At 73.8% G+C, this 20,841-nt stretch carries 13 protein-coding genes and 5 pseudogenes; 14 read left to right on the top strand and 4 right to left on the bottom strand.

Annotation, left to right across the window (positions count from 1 at the left end; genetic code table 11):
• Window positions 1-190, bottom strand: a pseudogene (locus B1205_RS25300) (glycogen/starch synthase); the annotation flags it as partial.
• A 294-nt stretch (window positions 191-484) separates the two neighbouring features.
• On the opposite strand from B1205_RS25300, the gene glgX reads away from it, so the two are divergent.
• The 8 genes and pseudogenes from glgX to B1205_RS25260 all read left to right on the top strand — a co-directional run bounded on the left by glgX (window position 485) and on the right by B1205_RS25260 (window position 10,990).
• Complete coding sequence (glgX, locus tag B1205_RS25295; protein ID WP_089157882.1) at window positions 485-2,605, top strand: glycogen debranching protein GlgX; 2,121 nt, start codon at window positions 485-487, stop codon at window positions 2,603-2,605.
• Window positions 2,606-2,608: 3 nt separating this feature from the next.
• Window positions 2,609-4,846, top strand: a pseudogene (locus tag B1205_RS25290) (malto-oligosyltrehalose synthase).
• Window positions 4,843-6,521 (top strand): annotated as a pseudogene (treZ, locus tag B1205_RS25285) (malto-oligosyltrehalose trehalohydrolase). Before B1205_RS25290 ends, treZ begins: the two co-directional pseudogenes overlap by 4 nt.
• Before the next feature lie 418 nt (window positions 6,522-6,939).
• A complete protein-coding gene (locus tag B1205_RS25280) occupies window positions 6,940-8,250 on the top strand; it encodes a helix-turn-helix domain-containing protein (protein WP_089157881.1) in 1,311 nt (436 codons plus the stop codon).
• A 143-nt stretch (window positions 8,251-8,393) separates the two neighbouring features.
• Window positions 8,394-8,573 (top strand): hypothetical protein, encoded by a 180-nt coding sequence (locus B1205_RS25275; protein WP_089157880.1) that lies wholly within the window; start codon window positions 8,394-8,396, stop codon window positions 8,571-8,573.
• A complete protein-coding gene (locus B1205_RS25270) occupies window positions 8,563-9,681 on the top strand; it encodes a helix-turn-helix domain-containing protein (protein ID WP_089157879.1) in 1,119 nt (372 codons plus the stop codon). Before B1205_RS25275 ends, B1205_RS25270 begins: the two co-directional genes overlap by 11 nt.
• A gap of 74 nt (window positions 9,682-9,755) precedes the next feature.
• Window positions 9,756-10,403, top strand: a complete 648-nt coding sequence (locus B1205_RS25265) for a maleylpyruvate isomerase family mycothiol-dependent enzyme (RefSeq protein WP_089157878.1) — start codon at window positions 9,756-9,758, stop codon at window positions 10,401-10,403.
• 21 nt (window positions 10,404-10,424) lie between these two features.
• Window positions 10,425-10,990 (top strand): annotated as a pseudogene (locus tag B1205_RS25260) (DUF6518 family protein).
• A 45-nt stretch (window positions 10,991-11,035) separates the two neighbouring features.
• Here B1205_RS25260 and B1205_RS25255 read toward each other — a convergent pair.
• Window positions 11,036-12,514: a glutamate--cysteine ligase gene (locus tag B1205_RS25255; RefSeq protein ID WP_089157913.1), complete on the bottom strand. Its 1,479-nt coding sequence runs from the start codon at window positions 12,512-12,514 to the stop codon at window positions 11,036-11,038.
• 140 nt (window positions 12,515-12,654) lie between these two features.
• On the opposite strand from B1205_RS25255, the gene B1205_RS25250 reads away from it, so the two are divergent.
• Window positions 12,655-13,002, top strand: a complete 348-nt coding sequence (locus tag B1205_RS25250) for a DUF3817 domain-containing protein (RefSeq protein ID WP_089157877.1) — start codon at window positions 12,655-12,657, stop codon at window positions 13,000-13,002.
• Window positions 13,003-13,049: 47 nt separating this feature from the next.
• Here the strand turns inward: B1205_RS25250 and B1205_RS25245 are convergent, their stop codons facing one another.
• Entirely contained in the window at window positions 13,050-13,598 is a 549-nt protein-coding gene (locus B1205_RS25245; RefSeq protein ID WP_176308788.1) for a hypothetical protein, read from the bottom strand.
• A 142-nt stretch (window positions 13,599-13,740) separates the two neighbouring features.
• Between B1205_RS25245 and B1205_RS25240 the strand changes: the two genes are divergently transcribed.
• The 3 genes from B1205_RS25240 to B1205_RS25230 are packed head-to-tail and all read left to right on the top strand — an operon-like array spanning window position 13,741 to window position 17,712.
• A complete protein-coding gene (locus B1205_RS25240; RefSeq protein WP_089157875.1) occupies window positions 13,741-14,865 on the top strand; it encodes a baeRF2 domain-containing protein in 1,125 nt (374 codons plus the stop codon).
• The gene (locus B1205_RS25235; RefSeq protein ID WP_089157874.1) at window positions 14,858-16,615 is read left to right on the top strand and encodes a thiamine pyrophosphate-binding protein; all 1,758 of its coding nucleotides are present in this window, start codon (window positions 14,858-14,860) and stop codon (window positions 16,613-16,615) included. Before B1205_RS25240 ends, B1205_RS25235 begins: the two co-directional genes overlap by 8 nt.
• A 50-nt stretch (window positions 16,616-16,665) precedes the next feature.
• Window positions 16,666-17,712, top strand: a complete 1,047-nt coding sequence (locus B1205_RS25230) for an iron-containing redox enzyme family protein (protein WP_089157873.1) — start codon at window positions 16,666-16,668, stop codon at window positions 17,710-17,712.
• Between the two features lie 80 nt (window positions 17,713-17,792).
• On the opposite strand, the gene B1205_RS25225 is transcribed toward B1205_RS25230, so the two are convergent.
• Window positions 17,793-18,002, bottom strand: a complete 210-nt coding sequence (locus B1205_RS25225) for a CDGSH iron-sulfur domain-containing protein (protein WP_089157872.1) — start codon at window positions 18,000-18,002, stop codon at window positions 17,793-17,795.
• A gap of 113 nt (window positions 18,003-18,115) precedes the next feature.
• Between B1205_RS25225 and B1205_RS25220 the strand changes: the two are divergent.
• Both B1205_RS25220 and B1205_RS25215 read left to right on the top strand, forming a co-directional pair.
• A pseudogene (locus B1205_RS25220) lies at window positions 18,116-19,460 on the top strand (hypothetical protein).
• 232 nt (window positions 19,461-19,692) lie between these two features.
• Window positions 19,693-20,826, top strand: coding sequence for a SigB/SigF/SigG family RNA polymerase sigma factor (locus tag B1205_RS25215; RefSeq protein WP_089157871.1), 1,134 nt, complete (start codon window positions 19,693-19,695; stop codon window positions 20,824-20,826).
• Window positions 20,827-20,841 lie beyond the last annotated feature (15 nt).

Below are 20,841 nucleotides of genomic sequence, written 5' to 3'. Positions count from 1 at the left end.
AGAGCGCGTGCACGTGGCGGCCGAGGCCGCCGACGAGCACCGGCGGGTACTCCCACGACAGCATCAGGATGCGCCGGTTGCGGGACGCGGCGCCGGGCTGCGGCGGCACGGTCGGGCGGGAGGTGAGGGTGGGCCGGTGGCGCCGGTCCGTCGCGGTGGCGGGCTGCGCGCCGACCCGCAGAGTGGTCACGTGTCGATCTCCGTCCATGCAGGGTGGGACACGCCGGCGTCGGTGACGGCGATGAGGCGGTGGTGGGGTTGCCGAGCGGCGGGCGTACCCGCGCGGGCGCGGGCACGCGGTCCAGGAAAGTGCATCGGGCGCGAACCCGCATCTTGAAAACGACGATCGTGACGGACGACACCCAATCGTCGTCGGTTACCGTCCGAACGGGTGGATTGGCGTTGCGTACGGCGGGGCAATAGCGGCGTGCGCACCGGCCGACGCCCGTCCGGTGCGTTAACGATCATGGGCCGAAGGAGCAGCATGCAGGTCTGGCCGGGCGAGAGCTACCCCCTCGGCGCCACCTACGACGGGATGGGCACCAACTTCGCGATCTTCTCCGAGGTGGCGGAGAAGATCGAGCTCTGCCTCTTCGACGAGTGGGACATCGGCACCGAGCGTCGGGTCGAGTTGCGCGAGGTCGACGCGTACGTCTGGCACGCCTACATCCCGGGCGTCGAGCCCGGCCAGCGGTACGGCTTCCGGGTGCACGGGCCGTGGGACCCGGCCAACGGGGTGCGGTGCAACCCGCACAAGCTGCTGCTCGACCCGTACGCGAAGGCGGTCGACGGCGAGGTCTCCTGGGACCCGGCGGTCTACGACTACGAGGTGGGCGGCGACCCGGACCGGATGAACACCGTCGACTCGGCGCCGTTCATGCCGAAGTCGGTGGTGGTGAACCCGTACTTCGACTGGGGCAACGACAAGCCGCCGCGCATCGCGTACCACCACTCGGTGATCTACGAGGCCCATGTGCGCGGGCTGACCATGCGCCACCCCGACATCCCGGAGGAGCTGCGTGGCACGTACGCGGCGATCGCCTCGCCGGTGATGATCGAGCACTTCAAGCGGCTCGGGGTGACCGCGGTCGAGCTGATGCCGGTGCACGAGTTCGTGCACGACCACCGTCTGGTCGACCTGGGGTTGCGCAACTACTGGGGCTACAACACGATCGGCTTCTTCGCCCCGCACCACGGCTACTCCGCGCTGGGCCGGCTCGGTCAGCAGGTGCAGGAGTTCCGGGGCATGGTCAAGGCGCTGCACGCCGCCGGCATCGAGGTCATCCTCGACGTGGTCTACAACCACACCGCCGAGGGCAACCACCTCGGGCCGTCGCTGAGCTTCAAGGGCATCGACACCCCGAGCTACTACCGGCTGTCGGAGGAGGATCGGCGTTACTTCGTCGACTACACCGGCACCGGCAACAGCCTTAACGTGCGCAGCCCGCACTCGCTGCAACTGATCATGGACTCGCTGCGCTACTGGGTCACCGAGATGCACGTCGACGGCTTCCGGTTCGACCTGGCCGCCACGCTGGCCCGCGAGTTCTACGAGGTGGACCGCCTCTCCACCTTCTTCGAGGTGGTGCAGCAGGACCCGGTGGTCGGCCGGGTGAAGCTGATCGCCGAGCCGTGGGACATCGGCCCGGGCGGCTACCAGGTGGGCAACTTCCCGCCGCAGTGGACCGAGTGGAACGGCAAGTACCGCGACACCGTACGTGACTTCTGGCGTGGCGAGCCGGCCACGCTCGCCGAGTTCGCCTCCCGCATCTCCGGCTCGGCCGACCTCTACCAGGACGACGGCCGCCGGCCCTTCCACAGCATCAACTTCGTCACCTGTCACGACGGGTTCACGCTGACCGACCTGGTGTCGTACAACGACAAGCACAACGAGGCCAACGGCGAGGAGAACCGGGACGGCGAGAGCCACAACCGGTCGTGGAACTGCGGCGTCGAGGGGGAGACCGACGACCCGGGCGTACGGGAGCTGCGGGCGCGGCAGCGGCGCAACTTCCTGGCCACGCTGATCCTGTCGCAGGGCGTGCCGATGCTCGGGCACGGCGACGAGCTGGGCCGTACCCAGGGCGGCAACAACAACGCCTACTGCCAGGACAGCGAACTGGCCTGGGTCGACTGGGACCGCGCCGACGAGGAGCTGCTGGCGTTCGTCCGCCGGCTCACCGCGTTCCGGGCCCGGCACCGGGTGTTCCAGCGGCGGCGCTTCTTCACCGGGCTGCCGGTGGGCGGCCGGGCCGCCGGCACCGCCCTGCCCGACCTGATCTGGTACACCCCGGACGGCCGGGAGATGACCGGCGAGGACTGGGGCAACGACTTCGGCCGCTCGGTGGCCCTGTTCGTCAACGGCGACGGCATCCCGGAACGCGGCCAGTACGGCCAGCGCCACCGGGACAGCTCCTTCCTGCTGCTGTTCAACGCGCACGACGCGCCGTTGGACTTCACGCTGCCCGGCACGGAGTTCGGGCCGGGCTGGGAGCTGGTGATCAGCACCGCGGAGCCGGATCCGGAGAAGACCACCCTGGTCGAGGCGGGCGGCACGGTCTGCGTACCGGACCGTTCGCTGCTGGTCCTGGAGAGGACGGCCTGACCCATGCCCGACACCCCCCGCTCCACCTACCGGATCCAGGTGCGCCCCGGCTTCGACCTGGACGCCACCGCCGAGCTGACCGACTACCTGGCCGCGCTCGGCGTCACCCACCTCTACACCGCGCCGCTGCTCACCGCCACGCCCGGCTCGCAGCACGGCTACGACGTGGTGGACCACCGTGCGGTCAACCCCGAGCTGGGCGGCGAGGGCGGCCGGCAGCGGCTGGTCCGGGCGTTGCGCGCCGCCGGGCTGGGCCTGGTCGTGGACATCGTGCCCAACCACGCCGGAGTGGCCCGGCCGGCGGCCAACCCGGCCTGGTGGGACGTGCTGCGCGCCGGGCGCGACTCGGCGTACGCGGGCTGGTTCGACATCGACTGGGACCGCGGCCGACTGTTGCTGCCGGTGCTGGCCGACGCCCCGGACGCGCTGGACGACCTGAAGCTGGTCGACGGGGAACTGCGCTACCACGAGCACCGTTTCCCGGTCGCCGACGGCACCGGCGACGGGACCCCCCGCGAGGTGCACGATCGGCAGCACTACGAGCTGGTCAACTGGCGGCGCGGCGACGCCGAGCTGACGTACCGTCGGTTCTTCGCCGTCTCCGACCTGGCCGGGCTGCGGGTGGAGGACGACGCCGTCTTCGACGCCACCCACGCGGAGATCCTGCGCTGGGTCGACGCCGGGGACGTCGACGGCATCCGGGTCGACCACCCGGACGGGCTGCGCGACCCGGCCGGCTACCTGGCCCGGTTGCGCGCCGCCGCGCCGGACCGCTGGCTGGTGGTGGAGAAGATCCTGGAGTACGGCGAGGAGCTGCCGGACTGGCCGGTCGACGGCACCACCGGCTACGACGCCCTGGCCGCCGTCAGCGGGCTCTTCGTCGACCCGGACGCCGAACCGGACTTCACCGCGCTGGACGGGAGGATCACCGGGCGGCACACCTCCTGGGAGGACCTGACCCACACCACCAAGCTCGAAGCCGCCACCCGGCTGCTCGCCACCGAGTTGACCCGCCTCGCCGCGCTCGTCCCCGAGCTGCCCGGCGAGCAGGTCCGCGCCGCCCTCGCCGAGTTGGCCGCGTGCTTCCCGGTCTACCGCGGNGACGCCCCGACCTGACCGGCGTGCTGGACGCGGTCACCGCCCGGCTGCGCGACCCCGGCCACGAGCTGGCCGCCCGGTTCCCGCAGCTCACCGGCGCGGTGATGGCCAAGGGCGTGGAGGACACCGCCTACTACCGGTGGAGCCGGTTCGTCGCGCTCAACGAGGTCGGCGGCAGCCCGGCCCACTTCGGCGTGCCCCCGGCCGAGCTGCACCGCTTCGCCGCCGCCCGCCAGGTGCGCTGGCCGGCGAGCATGACCACGCTCTCCACCCACGACACCAAACGCGGTGAGGACGTGCGCGCCCGGCTGGCCGTGCTGAGCGAGCTGCCCGGCCGCTGGGCCGAGCGGGTCACCGACTGGATGTCGCGGGTGCCGCTGGCCGACCCGGCGCTGGCCCACCTGCTCTGGCAGACCGCCGTCGGGGCCTGGCCGCTCGACCGGGACCGGCTGCACGGGTACGCCGAGAAGGCCGCCCGGGAGGCGTCGGTCAGCACCAGCTGGGCCGACCCCGACCCGGCGTTCGAGCACGAGATGCACGCCCTGGTCGACCGGATGTACGACGACCCGGAGCTGCACGCCCAGATCACCGCGTTCGCCGCCGAGATCACCCCGGCCGGCTGGTCCAACGCGCTCGGGCAGAAGCTGGTGCAGCTCGCCATGCCCGGCGTGCCGGACACCTACCAGGGCACCGAGCTGTGGGAGAACTCCCTCGTCGACCCGGACAACCGTCTTCCGGTCGACTTCGCCGTACGCCGGGAGACCCTCGCCCGGCTCGATGCCGGCTGGCAGCCGGCGGTGGCCGCCGACGGCGCGGCCAAGCTGCTCGTGGTCTCCCGCACGCTNGCGCGACCGGCCGGAGCTGTTCACCGGCTACCGGCCGGTGGCGGCGCACGGCCCGGCCGGCGTGCACGCGCTGGCGTTCGACCGGGGCGGCGCGATCGCGGTGGCGACCCGGCTGCCGCTGCGGCTGGCGCGGGACGGCGGCTGGCGGGGAACGACCCTGTCACTTCCCGTTCATCCGGTGACCGACCTGTTCACCGGTCGGGTCTACAGTGGGGGTGCGGTGCTCCTGGATGATCTGCTGGGCACCTATCCCGTCGCCCTCCTCGCACCCGCCGACCCTGTGGAGGCCGCCGCATGACCGAGTTCACGGTGTGGGCGCCCGAGGCCACCCGGGTGCGGCTGCGCCTGCCCGGCGTCGCCGACCACGCGATGCGCTCCGGGCCGGACGGCTGGTGGCGGGTGGAGGTGCCGGACGCCGCATCGGACGCCGACTACGCGTTCCTGCTCGACGACGACGAGCAGGCCCTGCCCGACCCCCGGTCGGCCTGGCAGCCGGCGGGCGTGCACGGGCCGAGCCGCCGCTACGACCACGCGGCGTTCGACTGGACCGACTCCGCGTGGACCGGCCGGCAACTGCCCGGCAGCGTCCTCTACGAGCTGCACATCGGCACGTTCACCCCGGAGGGCACGTTCGACGCGGCCATCGCCCGGCTCGACCACCTGGTCGAGCTCGGCGTCGACCTGGTCGAGCTGCTGCCGGTCAACGCGTTCAACGGCGAGCACAACTGGGGTTACGACGGGGTCTGCTGGTACGCGCCGCACGAGCCCTACGGCGGCCCGGACGGGTTGAAACGGTTCGTGGACGCGGCTCACGCCCGAGGGCTGGGGGTGATCCTCGACGTCGTCTACAACCATTTCGGGCCCTCCGGGGCCTACGCGCCGCGGTTCGCGCCGTACCTCACGGAGTTGAGCAACACCTGGGGCCGCACGGTCAACCTGGACGGCCCGCACTCCGACGGCGTCCGCCGCTACATCGTCGACAGCGTGCGGATGTGGCTGCGCGACTACCACGTCGACGGCCTGCGACTGGACGCCGTGCACGCGATGCCCGACGGCCGCGCCACCCACTGGCTGGAGGAGGTCGCGACCGAGGTGGAGGCGCTGTCCACGGCGCTGGGCCGCCCGCTGTCGCTGATCGCCGAGTCCGACCTGAACGACCCGCGGCTGATCACCCCGCGGGAGGCCGGCGGCTACGGCCTGCACGCCCAGTGGAACGACGACGCTCACCACGCGCTGCACNCCTCACCGATGTGCTGACCGGTGCGTTCTTCCACGCCGGCACCTGGTCCAGCTTCCGCAACCGCAGCCACGGCCGACCGGTGGACCGGCAGCGTACGCCCGGCCACCGGTTCGTGGCCTACCTGCAGAACCACGACCAGATCGGCAACCGGGCCACCGGCGACCGGATCTCCGCCACCCTCTCGGCCGGGATGCTCCGGGTCGGCGCGACGCTGCTGATGACCGCGCCGTTCACCCCGATGCTGTTCATGGGCGAGGAGTGGGCCGCGTCGACGCCATGGCAGTTCTTCACCAGCCATCCGGAGCCGGAGCTGGCGACCGCGGTCGCCACCGGCCGCCGGCGCGAGTTCGCCGCGCACGGGTGGACCACCGACGACGTGCCCGACCCGCAGGACCCGCAGACGTTCCTGCGGTCCCGGCTGGACTGGGCCGAGCTGGACAAACCCGAACACCGCGAGATGTACGAGTTCCACCGCCGGCTGATCGCGTTGCGCAAGTCGTGCCCCGACCTCGCCGACCCCCGGCTGCACCGGGTCGAGGTGCGCCACGGCGACCAGTTCCTGGTGATGCGGCGCGGCGACACCCTGGTGGTGGCCAACCTGGCCGACCGGCCGCAGCGGATCAACCTGCCCGGGGTGGTGCGCCGGGTGCTGCTCGCCTCGTCGGAGGGCGTCACGGTGATGCGCGACGGCATCGAACTGCCCGCCGAGAGCGCGGCGGTCGCCTCGCTCTGAGACCCGCGCGGCGGTGGCGGAGCGTTCGTCGGTGGCGGTGGCGGTGGCTGGCCCGGGGTCGGCTGGGTCGGGGTCGGCCGGTTGCCGGTACGCCCGCTGCCCGGCAGCGCCGGTCAGTAGGGTTCGGCATCGCCGCTAGGAACTTGAGGGCCGAAACGACTCACGCTCGGCGCACCGAACGGTGGCCCGACCCGTCCGTGCCATCAAGTTGCTAGGGCGCCGAAGGAGAGCTTCTTTCAGCGGCGGCCTTTCGAGCTGACCTCAGAAACGACTCACGTACCGCTCACGTCGTTGCTGCCAACTGCCGGGACCCGCGGACGTGGGTCGCCGTTGAAAAGGTACGTCGGTAGCCGCGTTCCGGACCAACGAGTACCGTCAGTGACGGAATACTCTCGCGTGGTCACTTCAGGGAGTCGCGATGCCCGCAGGTGCCTTCGCCCTTCATCTCCAGGCCCTGCTGCGGGCTCGTGAGCTCAGCTACCGCACCCTGGCCGCGCAGACGTATTACAGCAAGAGCTATCTGCATGACCTCGCCTGTGGGCGTAAAGCCCCGAGTCCGGAGGTCGCCCAACGGCTTGATGACGCGCTGGATGCCGGCGGCGGGCTGGCGGCTCTCGCCAGCGCCTCCGACCCGCGCGAGCAGCGGACCACCGTTTCCGACCGTCCTGGTCGGCCCGACCCGGCACGGCTTGCCGACCTTCTGGTCACGGAGACTCCCACGGCGGAGAACGCCGTCGAGTTGGCGCACCAGTGGTTGATCACCGACCCACCGCAGCGCTACGAACTGGACGCCGGGCGCCGCGTCGGTGACAGCACCGTGGAGCGGGTGAGGCAACGGGTCCGGCAGCTTCGGAGGTTGGACGACCATCTCGGCGGCAGCGAGACGTATGCGATGGTCACCGCCGAACTGGCCGAGACCGTCGCGTTGCTGCGGGAGGGCAGCCACTCCGAGCCGGTGGGCGGTGACCTGCTGGTCGTCATCGCGGACCTGTGCCAACTGGCGGGCTTCGTCGCCGAGGACTCGGGCCGCATCGCCGAGGCCCGCCGTCACCACCTGGCCGGGATGCGCGCCGCGCACGAGGGCGGTGATGCCGCAGGGGCGGCGAACTGCCTCAGCAGCCTGTCCTATCTCGAAGCCAATGCCGGTGACCGGCGTGCGGCCGTCACGTTGGCCCGATCGGCGCATGTCGGAGGTCGGGACGCCGCGGAGGCCACCGGGCGAGCCCTGCTCCTGGAGCGGGTGGCGTGGGCACATGCCCGACTCGGGGAGGCGAGCCTCGCTGAGCGTGCACTCGGGGCGGTGGAGGACATCTATCCGGATCACGGACCCGAGGAGGCGCCGTCCTGGGCGTACTGGCTGACGCGGGACGAGGTCGAGATCATGACGGGGCGGGTGTGGACGGAGTTGAGCCGGCCGTTGCGGGCGGTGCCGGTCCTGGAGCGGGCGATCGCCCGCTACGGGGATGACTCTCCCCGCGAGACGTCGCTGTACACGACGTGGCTGGCCCAGGCGCTGCTTCAGGCCGGAGAGGCGGAACATGCGGCGCTCACGGCGGGTAGGGCACTGGACTTCGCGCGTCGGGCACGGTCGCAGCGGGCGGTCGAACGGGTGATGGGCTTGCGTGAGGCGCTGGCCTTGGTCGCTGGCGACTCCCGGGCGGTCATCGAGTTCCTGGAACTGTCCGCCGATCTGTCCGTCGCGAATGGCGGACACCCTGGCGGACACTAGCCGGGCCTGTCTATCTGGAGAGCGCTGACTCTCCGTCACACGCTGTCGCCGAGGGTGTTCGTGGCCATGCTGTCGCGGACGCCGTGAGCTGGGTGCGGATCCTGCCTCGGAGGTCATGCCGCGCCCCGATCTCGGAGGTGGCGATGGGCGGCAGGGGGTCCCGTGGCGGCGGCGAGTCGACGGTGAATCGGGGTGAGCGGGCCGAGGCGGCCGAGCGGGAGGCGGCGCGGCGGCGGCTGCTGGAGCAGGCCGAGGCGGAGCGCGTACCGGTGGAGGACACCACCCGGGCGGTGCCGGATCGGGGGTGGCGGCGTGACCGGTGAGCCGATCGGGCGGCGGGTGGCGCGGTGGCGGGTGCGTCGCCGGCTGACCCAGCAGATGCTCGCCGACCGGCTGGGCAGGTCGAAGAGTTGGGTGGACAAGGTGGAGCGGGGTGTGCGCCGGCTGGACCGGTACCCGGTGATCCAGGAGGTCGCCGACGTGTTGCGGGTGGAACCGTCGGTTCTGCTCGCCGCGCCGGTGCTGCCGGCGACGGGCGCGCCGGACGGGGTGGACGCGGTGCGCGCGGCGCTCGCCACCTACCACGACGGTCAGTGCACCCGGTCGTCGGCGGAGCTGCGACGGCAGGTGACGTACGCCTGGATGACCTACCAGCATGCCCACTACGCGCAGACGCTGCGTCTGCTGCCGGGGCTGCTCGACGCCGTCCGAGGAGTGCGCGGTGCCGGGCCGGAGTTGCTCGTGCAGGCGTACCGGGTGGCCTCGTCGGTGCTGGTCAAGCTGGGGGAGGCGGATCTGGGTTGGCTGGCCGCGGATCGGGCGGTGGCCGGGGCGACGGGCGATCCGTCCCTGACGGCCACGGCTGTCGCCTCGGTGGGGGAGGCGCTCCGGGCGTCCGGTCGGGACCGGTTGGCCTTGACCGTGACGGTGGCCGCCGGACCGGTGGCCGAGACGTACGGACCGTTGCTGATTCAAGCCGCGCTCGCCGCCGCCGGTTGCGGCGAGTGCCGTCGCGCGGACGAGTTGCTGGATCGGGCCGCCGACGTGGCCGCGCGGCGAACGGCCGGGGACGAGTCGCAGCGGGCCGGGTTCGGGCCGGCCGCCGTCGAGTTGGCCCGGGTGGTGGCGGCAGTGGAATTCGGTGACGCCGTGGAGGCGGTGCACCGGCACGAGCAGGTGCTCCGGGGGGAGGCGTGGCGGCGGCTGCCGGTCGAGTTCCGGGCCGCCTACCTGCTGGACGCCGCGCGGGCGTACCTCCGGGTGGGCGACGTTCGCGGGGCCGGGCGGGCGGTGGTGGAGGCGGACCGCGTCGCGCCGGCCGAGGTCCGGTTGCGGCCGGTGGCGCGTACCGTCGTCGCGGAGATCGCCCGCGCCCACCCGGCGCCGGCCGGCGTGGCCCGCCTGGCGACGCTGGTCGGCGTGACCCGGTGACTCACCACACGCCGGCGATGAGTTCGCAGCCCGGGGCCGGTCCGACGGGGGACGGTCCGACACGGGAGGTTTTCATGTCCGACACCCTGACCCAGGACGAGCTGTGGTCGCTCGCGCACGCCGAGCGGGCGGCGCTCGCCGACGACCTGGCCGGGCTGGACGCGGCGCAGTGGGCGCGGCGCTCGCTGTGCGGCCGGTGGACGGTGGAGGAGGTGGTCGCGCACCTCACCGCGGCGGCGAGCCTCGGCCGGGTCCGCTGGCTGGCCAGCGTGCTGGGTGCCCGGTTCGACTTCGACCTGCACAACGACCGCCGGCTGGCCGAGCATCGGGGCGTCGACCCGGGGGAGACCCTGGCCCGGTTCCGGCGGATCGTCGGCAGCACCACGTCGACGTTCGGCCCGACCGAGGCGTGGCTCGGTGAGGTGGTCGTGCACGCCCAGGACATCCGGCGTCCACTCGGCCTGGCGCGTACGCCGCCGGTTGAGGCCGTCACGCCGGTCGCCCGGCTCTACGCGGCGCGGGACTTCACGGTCGCCGGGCACAGCGCCGTGGCGGGGCTGCGGGTGGAGGCGACCGACGGGCCGTTCACCGCCGGGGCCGGTCCGCTGGTCAGCGGCACCACGCTGGCCCTGACCATGGCGATGGCCGGGCGGGCCGCCTACTGCGACGACCTGACCGGGCCCGGCGCGGCGGTGCTGCGGCGGCGGTGCGTCCCCGCCTGATCCCCTCCCTGCATACTGAGTATGCTCGTCGCCATGCCGCCCACACGTCGCTCCCTGACAGCCGTCACCCCCGTCGCCGGTTTCCTGCTCGGATTCCTCGACTTCGTCTGGATCACGCGGGTGCCGTACCCGTTCGCCGAACTCGGCAACTCCACCGCCACCTGGGCGGTCGCCGCGTTCGCGCTCGGCTGGTGGGTCCGTTCGGGCGCGCTGCGGGCCGCCGTGGCCGCCACGGTCCTGCTGGTCGTCGCCGTGCCCAGTTACTACCTGGCGGCGGCGTGGCTCCAGGGCGACGACCTGGCCGTGATCTGGGCGCCCACCGCGCTGCTCTGGATGGCGTCCGGCGTGCTGGCCGGANGGGGACCGCGCTGCCGGTGGCGGTGTTCGTCGAGGAGGCGCTGCGCTTCGCCGGCCGGACCCGTTCCGGGTACCCCGGCGCGTGGTGGAACGTAGCCATCGACCTCGGCCTCGCGGCGCTGGTGCTCGTGCTGGTCGGTCGCGCCACCCGGCCCCGGCTGCTCGCCGCGGCCGTGGCGCTGCCGATGGCCGCACTGGGCGCGCTCACGTTCGCCGTCGTCGCCGGCTGACGCCTCTCGCGTAGGCGGTCTCCCGGCGGCGGGGGACAGCCCCGGTCAGGGGATCGGCCACTCGTGCACGGGGCGGTTGCTGTGCATCAGGTCGACGTAGTGGCGGACCACCTCGCGCAGCGCCTCCGGCCGGTCCAGGTGGTCGGCGGACTCCAGCCGGTGCAGCGTCTCCACCTGCCAGGTCGCCCCGTTGCGACCGGTCAGGCAGCGTTGCTCGATGACGCCGAGCAGGCGGTCGCGCTCCGCCGGGTCCAGACCCCACCGGTCCAGCCCCTGGTGTGCCATCGGCAACAACCGGCGCAGCACCAGCTCGGTCACCGGCAGGTAGCCCAGCCCCGGCCAGAACACCTGCGCGTCGATGCCGTGCCGGGCGCAGGAGTGGAAGTTCTCCTCGGCGGCGCTGAACGACATCTGCGACCAGAGCGGACGGTCCGACTCGGCCAGCGCCCGGACCAGGCCGAAGTAGAACGCGCCGTTCGCCACCGTGTCCAGCACGGTCGGCCCGGCCGGCAGCACCCGGTTCTCCACCCGCAGGTGCGGACGGCCGCGCCACACGTCGTAGACCGGCCGGTTCCAGCGGTAGATGGTGCCGTTGTGCAGGCGCAGCTCGGCGAGCTTGGGCACGCCGCCGCTGGCCAGCGTCGCCGCCGGGTCCTCCGGGTCGCAGACCGGCAGCAGCGCCGGGAAGTAGCGCACGTTCTCCTCGAACAGGTCGAACACCGAGGTGATCCAGCGCTCCCCGAACCACACCCGTGGGCGTACCCCCTGGGCTTTTATCTCCTCCGCCCGGGTGTCGGTGGCCTGCTGGAACAGCGGCACCCGGGTCTCCCGCCACAGCTCCCGGCCGAAGAACAGCGGCGAGTTCGCGCCCAACGCCACCTGGATGCCGGCGATCGCCTGGGCCGCGTTCCAGTAGTCGGCGAACTGCGCCGGGCTGACCTGGAGGTGGAACTGGGTGCTGGTGCAGGCCGCCTCCGGCGTGATGGTGTCGGCGGTGGTGGCCAGCCGTTCCACCCCGCTGATCGCGATCGGCAGGTCCTCGCCGCGGGCGGCGAAGATCTGCTCGTTGAGCAGCGTGTACCGGGGGTTGGCGGAGAGCGTCTCGGCGGTCAGGTGCTCCGGGCGCAGCGTCGGCAGGATGCCGATCATCACCATGTGCGCGCCGACCGCGCGGGCCTTGGACTCGGCGGCGTTGAGGCTGGCCCGGACGTGGTCCTCGAACTGGGCCGTGCCGGTGCCGGTGAGCCGGCGCGGCTCGACGTTGATCTCCACGTTGAACTGGCCCAGCTCGGTCTGGAACGCCGGGTCGGCGATCGCGGCCAGCACATCCGCGTTGCGCATGGCCGGCTCCGAGCGCTTGTCGACCAGGTTCAGCTCGATCTCCAACCCGGTCATCGGCCGCTCCACGTCGAACCGGGACTCGCGCAGCATCGCGGCGAAGACGTCCAGGCATCGTCGTACCTTGTCCCGGTAGCGGGCCCGATCCTCCCGGCTGAAGGCGCGTACGCCCACGTCCTCGCCCATGGTCACCACCCTGTCACCGTTGGTCCTGACCTCCTCTGTACCCCGTGCCGCCCCCCGTTAGTGCACGCCGGGCCCATTCCGTGCCCGGTCGGTGTCGACCCGGCTACCATGGCCGCTTCCGGCGAGGTCAGGAGTGGTGGATGCGCGACGGGTGGATCCGGGCGTTCGTGGTGGCGGCGGTCGCCGAGGCGTGCTCCTGGGCGGCGTTGCTGGCCGGCATGGCGGTCAAGTACGGACCGCCGCGCAACGAGATCGGCGTGCAGGTGTTCGGCCCGATCCACGGCGCGCTGTTCGTGGCGTACGGGCTGCTGGTCCTCGTGGTGGCCCGGCGCTGCCGCTGGTCGCTGGTGTCGACCGGGCTGGCGCTGGCCAGCGCCGTGCCGCCGTTCGCCACGGTGCTCTTCGAGCGCTGGGCCCGCCGCCGCGGCCTGCTCACCCCGCCCGCACCCACCCCCGCCGAGCGTCCGCTCACCGGGGCGGGGCGTTAACCGGGGGCCCCGCCTATACCGGAGGCGTTAAGAAGGGACCCTTCCTTTCACGTCAGGGCGGAGCAGGCGGCCACGCCGAGCACCACCAGCACGCCGAGCACCGCCTGCAACACCAGCGGCGGCCCCAGGTGCGACCAGAGCGTCGCCGTACGCGGGGTGAGCAACTGCCCGGTGGTCAGGTTGACGATCCGCTCGATCCGGGGCGGCAACTGCGCGTCGCGCTGCGGGCGCAGCGTGAGCTGGATGTGGTCGCCCTGGTGCAGCGCGCTCAACGGCAGATGCCCGTGCATCTCCACGTCGACCAGCCAGCCGGCGCGGTCGCGCACCCGGACCGGGGTGACCAGATATTCCGGGCCCTTCTTCAGGTCCTTGAAGCTGCGCCGCGCGCCCCCGCCGCCGCTGCTGAACAGCGCCCGGACCACCCGGAGCAGCAGCCCGGCCACCCCGGCCGCGGTCAGCACCGCGACCAGCGCCGGCTGGGCCACCCGCATCTCGCGGGCGTAGCCCTCGGACAACCGGACCAGCCGCCCGGTGATGATGCGCTCCGTCGGCCCGACGGCGCGTCGGATGTTCGAATCCGTGTTCATTTTCTCCACCGAGCGTCCCGTTCCGTGCACAGATGGTATCGGTCCTTCGGGTCGAACGACGTGAATGAACGGCGGTCACGCCCGGCTCACGACCAGGTGAACTCAGCTGACCTGCGGGTATGCGTGCGGCCGAGCCGGAAAGGGGTCGAGCATGCAGCTGTCCTTCCTGCGCCCGCTCTACGATCGTCCCGGGCCCTGGTGCTCGGTCTACCTGGACGCCTCCCGGGACACCCACGACGCGCGCCCCCAGGTCGACCTGCGCTGGCGTGCGCTCAAGGGTGACCTGCTGGCCCAGGGCGCCGACCAGCTCACCGTCGAGGCGGTGGAGGAGGTGGTCCGCCGGCACGAGCCGATGCCCGGCGACTACGGCATCGCGGTGTTCGCCTCCCGGGGCCGGGTCGTGCTCACCGAGTACCTCTCCGCGCCGCCACTGCGCGACCTGGGCACCTGGGCGGCGCTGCCGCACACCATGCCACTGGTCGCCCAGCGCGGCGAGCAGGTGGCCTGGGTGCGGGTGCTGGCCGACCGCACCGGCGCGGACGCGATGGCGGTCAGCGCCGGCGGGGTGCCCCGGCGGGCCCGGGTGACGGGCCGGCAGAGCCGGCAGCTGCGCCGGGTGCAGCCGGGCGGGTGGTCGCAGTCGCGTTACCAGCGCGCCGCGATGGAGGCGTGGCACCACAACGCCGGCGACGCCGCCGCGGCCACCGCCGACCTGGCCGAGCGGGTCGGCGCGGACGTGGTCGTGGTGGCCGGGGACATCCGGGCCACCGGCATGATCGCCGCCCAGCTCCCCGAGCGCTGGCAGGACGTGCTGGTCCGCACCGACGCCGGCTCGCGCGCCGGGGGCGCCGAGGACACCCTGATGGACGACGTCACCGTGCAGACCGTCGCCGAGGTCGCCGACCGGCGCGTCGCCGCCGCGCTGAACCGCTTCGGCGTGCAGGAGGACGTCGGCGCCGGCCTCGACGCCGTGGTCGCCGCGCTGCAACGCAACCAGGTCGACACCATGCTGCTCGTCGACGACGCGTCCGCCGACGGCGAGCTGTGGGTCGGCCCGGAGCCGACCGAGATCGCCACCGACCCCGCGCAGCTCGCGGACATGTCGGTGGCCGACCCGCAGAAGGTACGCGCCGACGCCGCGCTGCTGCGCGCGTTGATCGGCACCGACGCGGACCTGACCGTGCTCGCGCCGGAGGAGGCGCCGGAGCTGACCGACGGCGTCGGCGCGGTGCTGCGCTACGTCGACGCCGGCACGCCGGGGCGGGGCGATGGCTGACCGTACCGTCGCCGACCTGGTGGTCGAACGCCTGCGGGCGTGGCGGGTGCCGCGGGCCTTCGGCTACCCGGGCGCGGCGATCTCCCCGCTGGTGACCGCGCTCGACGAGGCGGGCGGGGACCCGGCGTTCGTCCCCGCCCGGCACGAGGAGACCGCCGCCTACATGGCCACCGGGCACGCCAAGTTCACCGACGGGATCGGGGTGTGCCTGGCCACCCAGGGCCCCAGCGCGGTGCACCTGCTCAACGGCCTGTACGACGCGAAGCTCGACCACAAGCCGGTGGTGGCGATCATCGGGGAGGACGTCAGCGGCCCGCTCGGCGGGGCACACGAGGAGATCGGGCTGAGTCGGCTCTTCGGCGACGTGTGTCACCAGTTCGTCCGCTACGGCCGCGCCCCGGAGCACGTAGCGGCGCTGCTGGACCAGGCGTTCCGCACCGCGGCTGCCACCCGCAGCCCCACCTGCGTGGTGCTGCCGTACGCGTTGCAGGTGGCCGCCGTGCCCGACCTGCTGCCGCAGGCCACCGGCGTGCTCACCGCGACGCCCGGCGAGCCGCTGGCCCGGGTGCTGCCGCACGACGCCGACCTGGACGCCGCCGCCTCGCTGCTCGGCGGCGGTCACCGGGTGGCGGTCCTGGTCGGTCAGGGGGCGCACGGCGCGGCGGACGAGATCGTCGCGCTCGCCGACCGCCTCGGCGCGGGCGTGGCCACGTCGCTGCTCGGCAAGCCGGTGCTGGACGAACGCCTGCCGTTTCACACCGGGGTGCTCGGTGAGGTCGGCACCACGGCCGCCGCGCAGCTCATGGGGGGCTGCGACACTTTGCTGCTGGTCGGCACGAACGACCCGTGGACCGACTGGTTCCCCCTGCCGGGGCAGGTGCGCACGGTCCAGATCGACATCGACGGCGGGCGGATCGGCACCCGCTACCCGGTGGACGTGCCGCTGGTCGGCGACGCCGCCGAGACGCTGCGGGCGCTGCTGGCCCGGCTGCCCGAGCGACCCAACGCGCCGTGGCGCGGCGTGGTGGAGAGCGCGGTGGACCGGTGGCGGGCGCTGGCCGCCGAACGCGCCGCCGCCCCGGCCGAGCCGGTCAACCCGCAACTCGTGCTCAGCGAGCTGTCCGCCCGGCTGCCGCAGCGCGCCGCGGTCGCGGTCGACGTCGGCTCGGTCGTCTACTGGTACGCCCGGCACCTGGACCTGCCGCCGGGGGTGCAGGCCCGGCTCTGCGGCACGCTCGGCTCGATGGGCTGCGCCCTGCCGTACGCGGTCGCCGCGAAGCTGGCCCGCCCGGACGAGCCGGTGCTCGCGCTGCTCGGCGACGGCGCGATGCAGCTCAACGGCCTGGCCGAGCTGATCACCGTGGCCCACCACTGGACCGACTGGCCGGACCCCCGGCTGGTCGTGCTGGTGCTGAACAACCGGGACCAGTCCGGCGTGGGCGGCGGGCGTGCCCCGACCGGACCCGCCGGTCGCCGGCCCGACGTGCCGTACGCCGGCTGGGCGCGCCTGCTCGGGCTGCACGGCGTCCGGGTGGACCGGCCGGACCTCGTCGGCCCCGCCTGGGAGGAGGTGCTCGCCGCGGACCGGCCCAGCGTGCTGGAGGCGATCGTGGACCCGGCGGTGCCGCTGGGCGTGCCCGAGCCGGCCCTGGCCGACCTGCGCGGCCTGGTGGCCGAGGGGGACGCCGCCCGCCGGGTGCGCGAACGTGTGATCCAGACCGGTGCCATCGCCACCGAGGACCTCGTTTAGCCCGGTCAGCGGGGGGCACTGCGAGCTGGCACGCCGTCCCGGGAGGTCAGATGTCCGTCACCACCGACCGTCGCTACGGACCCGCCCCGCTGCCGCCGGCACGCGGGCCGGTCTCCGCCGCGCTGCTCACCGCGCTGCGCGGGGCGCCCGGCGAACTGCCGGCCGGGCTCGGCGACGGCCTCGACCCGGTGGCCGACCCGTTCACCGACGAGGACCTCCAACTCACCCTCTTCCTCTGCTACGAGCTGCACTACCGAGGGTGGTGGGGCGTGGCCGACGAGTGGGAGTGGGAGCCGTCGCTGCTCGCCCTGCGGGCCCGGGCCGAGCGTCCGTTCGTCGCGGCGCTGCGGCGGCTGGTCGGGCCGCTGCCGGCGGTGCTGCCGGCCGCGCTGCCGGCGGCACTGACCGACGTGGTGGCCGCCGACGACGGTCCGCCGCTCTCCGCCACCCTCCAACGCCGGGCCGACCTCGACCAGTTCCGCGAGTTCGTCACCCACCGCTCGATCTACCACCTGCGCGAGGCCGACCCGCACAGCTGGGCGCTGCCCCGCCTCGGCGGGCCGGCGAAGGCGGCGCTGGTCGAGATCCAGATGGACGAGTACGGCAACGGCCGGCTGGACCGGATGCACGCCGAGCTGTTCCGCACCACGATGGCCCGGCTCGGCCTGGACACCGGTTACGCCGCCCACCTGGACCTGGTGCCTGCGGTGACGCTGGCGACCAACAACCTCATGTCGCTGTTCGGCCTGCACCGGCGGCTGCGCGGGGCGCTGCTCGGGCACCTGGCCGCGTACGAGATGACCTCGTCGCTGCCGAACCGCCGCTACGGCAACGGGCTGCGCCGGCTCGGCTTCGACGCGGCGGCCACGCGCTTCTACGACGAGCACGTCGAGGCCGACGCCGTGCACGAGCAGATCGCCGCGTACGACCTGTGCGGCGGCCTGGTGCGCGCCGAGCCGGCGCTCGCCGCCGACGTGCTGTTCGGAGCGGCCGCCGCGCTGGCGGTGGACCGCCTCTTCGCCGGGCACCTGCTGACCGCATGGTCGGCCGGGCGCTCGTCGCTGCGCCCACCCGCCCGCGCCCTGCTCGCCGCCTGAGCGGTGTAAGGAGGGGCCCCCGGTTAACGCCTCCTGCATAGGCGGGGCCCCCGCTTAACACCTGAGGCCCGCCGCGCGGCTCAGTCGGCGCGGAAGTTGGCGACCTTGTGCGTACCGTCGCAGAACGGCTTGATCGCGCTCTTGCCGCACCGGCACAACGCCACCGTGCCCGGACGCGCCTCGATCCGCTCGCCCTCCGGCGTGACCAGCGCGAAGTCGCCCCGCACCAGCAGCGGTCCGTCCCGGTACGGGGTGATGGTGGCCGCCGGGGTGCTCTCGTCGTCGGGCATGCGCGCTGCAGTGCCCGTCCCGCTCCGGCCCAAACCCGCACCCGACCGGGCGTTGGTCCCCACCGTGGGGAGATGCCCCGTTTAGACCCCAGAGGGACGGGAAGCCGGGCCGCGTGGTGAGCGAACGTACGACATCGGGGCCGGCCGCGAGCGCGGGTGTGCCGGCGGACCGGGTGGTGGCGGCGGGCAGCGCCGCGCGGCTCCTGGTCGCCGCGACGGCCCGCGCGCTGCGCGGCGACGACTGCNGCCGGTACGCCGCGCCGCCGCGAGCCGAGCGGCCGGCCGGGCCGCGCTCACCGCCGACCAGGTCGCCCGCGTCGACGCCGAGCAGGTCGCCGGCTGGTTCGTCGATCAGTACCCGCAACGGCGCTGGCCCGGTGCGGTGCTCGGCTCACCGCACGGCGCGGCGGCCCACCTGGCGGTGGCGCTCGGCGTGCCCTGGCTGCCCGCCGGGTTCGAACTCGCCGCTCAGTGGGGCCGGGGCGCGGTGGACCGCCCGGACGCCGCGCTCGACCACGGCGCCGCGGTGGCCGGCCGGCTGCTCGCCGGCAACCCCCGGCTGCACGTACGGCAGGTGCACTGCCCGGCCAGCCGAGGTGTGGCGGCCGGCGCCACCGTCGTGCTCGCCGCGCGGTGGCGTGCGCTGCCCGGGGCGTACGCCCGGTTCCTGGCCGACCGGCTGGAGCCGGCGGCGCCGGTGCTGCTGTTGCACGACGCGCGTACGTGGCCGGTGCGGGACGACGGCGACGGGCACAGCTTCCAGGCCGGTTGCCCGGCCAGCGGACTCGACCCGGTCGACTTCCACCCGGACGCCCACGCGCTGCGCCAGGTGCTCCGCGCGGCCGGCGGTGACGAGACGCGGTGGACGGCCCCGGAGGTCACCCTGTCGGCGGCCTTCGCCGAGCACGGCGTGGAGTCCGGTTTCGAGCACGACGCGCGGGAGTGGGGCGACCGGCACGGGCACCCGTTGCACCGGGTGGTCGTGCCGCAGCCGGACGCGTTGAGCGCGGCCACCGCCGACCTGTACCGGCGCTGGCTGCGCCGGGCCGGCAAGACCGGCGACCGGCTGGTGGTGGAGTGCGGCCGGCTGCTCGACCCGGGACAGGTGCTACGGGCTGGCCTGGTGCCCTACTGGTGCNGGCGGCCGCCGAGTGGTGGCTCGCCGGCAGCGAGCCGTTCAGCTCGGTGGACGTGCTGCCCGAGCCGCCCGGACTCCGCTCACCGGCGCTCGCCGGCCTGCCCCAGTGGCTGGCGGTGGCCGGTTTCGGGCGGCGCCGGCGGGCCCTGGACCGGGGTGCGGCCCGCGGCTACCCGGTCACCCCGGTGCCGACCCGACGTGCCACGGAGGTGTTGCGCAACCAGCCCTGCGACCTGCCCGTACCGCCGCCGCTGCGGATGGCCGACGCCCTCGCCGCGCTCCGGGACGCGGGTGCCCACCAGGGACTGCTGGTCTGCTGACGGCGACTCCCGCCCATCCTGCCGAAACATCCTCGCGATCCAACGGTCCGTGATTGAGTACCTACGGAGCGGGAAGAACGCTCGCCGCGGGACGGCCCACGACGCCGAGCGGTGGGCAGCCACCGCTTCCGACGTATCCGTCACGTAACCCCACGTCCCCATCCGGCGCGTCGCCTCGGCACGCGCACGACCGGTTCCGGCCGGGCGGGGGACCTTGGCGAGGGAGGCGCGGATGTTCGGACAGACCGCCACACCCACCCCACCGACCACCGATCGGGGTCTGGAGGACCTCGACGCAGCGGCGCTCGCGTACGCGGCCCGGATCGAGGGGCTGCCACCCGAGCGGCGGCAGGAGGCGCGGGACGACCTGGTCCGCTTCGCGCTGCCGTTCGCCGGTCGGCTGGCCCGCCGCTACCGGGGGCGCGGGGAACCGCTGGAGGATCTGGAGCAGGTGGCCCGCCTCGGCCTGGTCAACGCCGTCGACCGGTACGACCCGGAGCGGGGCTCGTTCACCGCGTACGCGGCGATCACCATCGTCGGCGAGATCAAACGACACTTCCGCGACCGCACCTGGGGCGTGCACGTGCCGCGCCGGTTGCGCGACCTGATCCTCGAGGTGGGGCAGGCCACGGCCACGCTGACCAGTGAGCTGTCCCGGGCCCCCTCAGTCGCCGAGCTGGCCGAGCGGCTGGAGACGCCGGAGGAGGAGATCCTCGCCGCGCTGGAGTCCGCCGCCGGCTACAGCCCGGCCTCGCTCAACGCGCCGGTCGGCGGGGAGAGTTCGGCCGAGTTCGGTGACCTGGTCGGCGAGTCCGACAACGCGTTGGAGTCGGTCGACGACCGGGTCACGGTCAGCGGCCTGCTGCATCGGCTGCCCTGGCGGGAGCGGCGGATCCTGGCCATGCGCTTCTACGGCAACCAGACCCAGGCGGAGATCGCGGCCCGGTTCGGCATCTCGCAGATGCACGTCTCCCGGCTGCTGTCCCGGGCGCTGACCTGGCTGCGCCAGGCGATGCTCGCCGACGCGCCGCCCCCCTGGCAGAACGGCGCCGCCGAGACCGAGCCGGCCAAGGCCCGGATCTCGGTGAAGCAGAACGGTGACCGGGTGGTCGTCGAGGTCGGCGGCGAGGTCGACCGCGCCGGCGCGGACCAGCTCCGTCGGGCCGTGCTGGAGGCGGTCACCGGGCAGCCCCGCGAGGTGGTGGTCGACCTGGTGGGCGCGGGCGGCTTCGACGCCGGCGGCATCGCCGCGCTGCTGGCCGGTCGGGAGGCCGCCGCCCGGACCGGGGTGCCGCTGCGGCTGACCCGCGTGCAGCCGGCGGTGCGCCGTTCGCTCGCCGCCGCCGGCCTGCCGGCCGCCGACTGACCGACCCCACCGTAC

The sequence above is a fragment of the Micromonospora sp. NBS 11-29 genome (assembly GCF_002140155.1).
Taxonomy (GTDB): domain Bacteria; phylum Actinomycetota; class Actinomycetes; order Mycobacteriales; family Micromonosporaceae; genus Micromonospora.
Note: the sequence above shows the minus strand (reverse complement) of the source record. Positions and strands in the feature narration are given on the sequence as shown.

What these genes read in the sequence shown, in the direction of transcription:
- glgX (WP_089157882.1), top strand. Translation starts at nt 485, where the DNA reads ATGCAGGTCTGGCCGGGCGAGAGCTACCCCCTCGGCGCCACCTACGAC.
- B1205_RS25280 (WP_089157881.1), top strand. Translation starts at nt 6,940, where the DNA reads ATGCCCGCAGGTGCCTTCGCCCTTCATCTCCAGGCCCTGCTGCGGGCT.
- B1205_RS25275 (WP_089157880.1), top strand. Translation starts at nt 8,394, where the DNA reads ATGGGCGGCAGGGGGTCCCGTGGCGGCGGCGAGTCGACGGTGAATCGG.
- B1205_RS25265 (WP_089157878.1), top strand. Translation starts at nt 9,756, where the DNA reads ATGTCCGACACCCTGACCCAGGACGAGCTGTGGTCGCTCGCGCACGCC.
- B1205_RS25255 (WP_089157913.1), bottom strand. Translation starts at nt 12,514, where the DNA reads ATGGGCGAGGACGTGGGCGTACGCGCCTTCAGCCGGGAGGATCGGGCC.
- B1205_RS25250 (WP_089157877.1), top strand. Translation starts at nt 12,655, where the DNA reads ATGCGCGACGGGTGGATCCGGGCGTTCGTGGTGGCGGCGGTCGCCGAG.
- B1205_RS25240 (WP_089157875.1), top strand. Translation starts at nt 13,741, where the DNA reads ATGCAGCTGTCCTTCCTGCGCCCGCTCTACGATCGTCCCGGGCCCTGG.
- B1205_RS25235 (WP_089157874.1), top strand. Translation starts at nt 14,858, where the DNA reads ATGGCTGACCGTACCGTCGCCGACCTGGTGGTCGAACGCCTGCGGGCG.
- B1205_RS25230 (WP_089157873.1), top strand. Translation starts at nt 16,666, where the DNA reads ATGTCCGTCACCACCGACCGTCGCTACGGACCCGCCCCGCTGCCGCCG.
- B1205_RS25225 (WP_089157872.1), bottom strand. Translation starts at nt 18,002, where the DNA reads ATGCCCGACGACGAGAGCACCCCGGCGGCCACCATCACCCCGTACCGG.
- B1205_RS25215 (WP_089157871.1), top strand. Translation starts at nt 19,693, where the DNA reads ATGTTCGGACAGACCGCCACACCCACCCCACCGACCACCGATCGGGGT.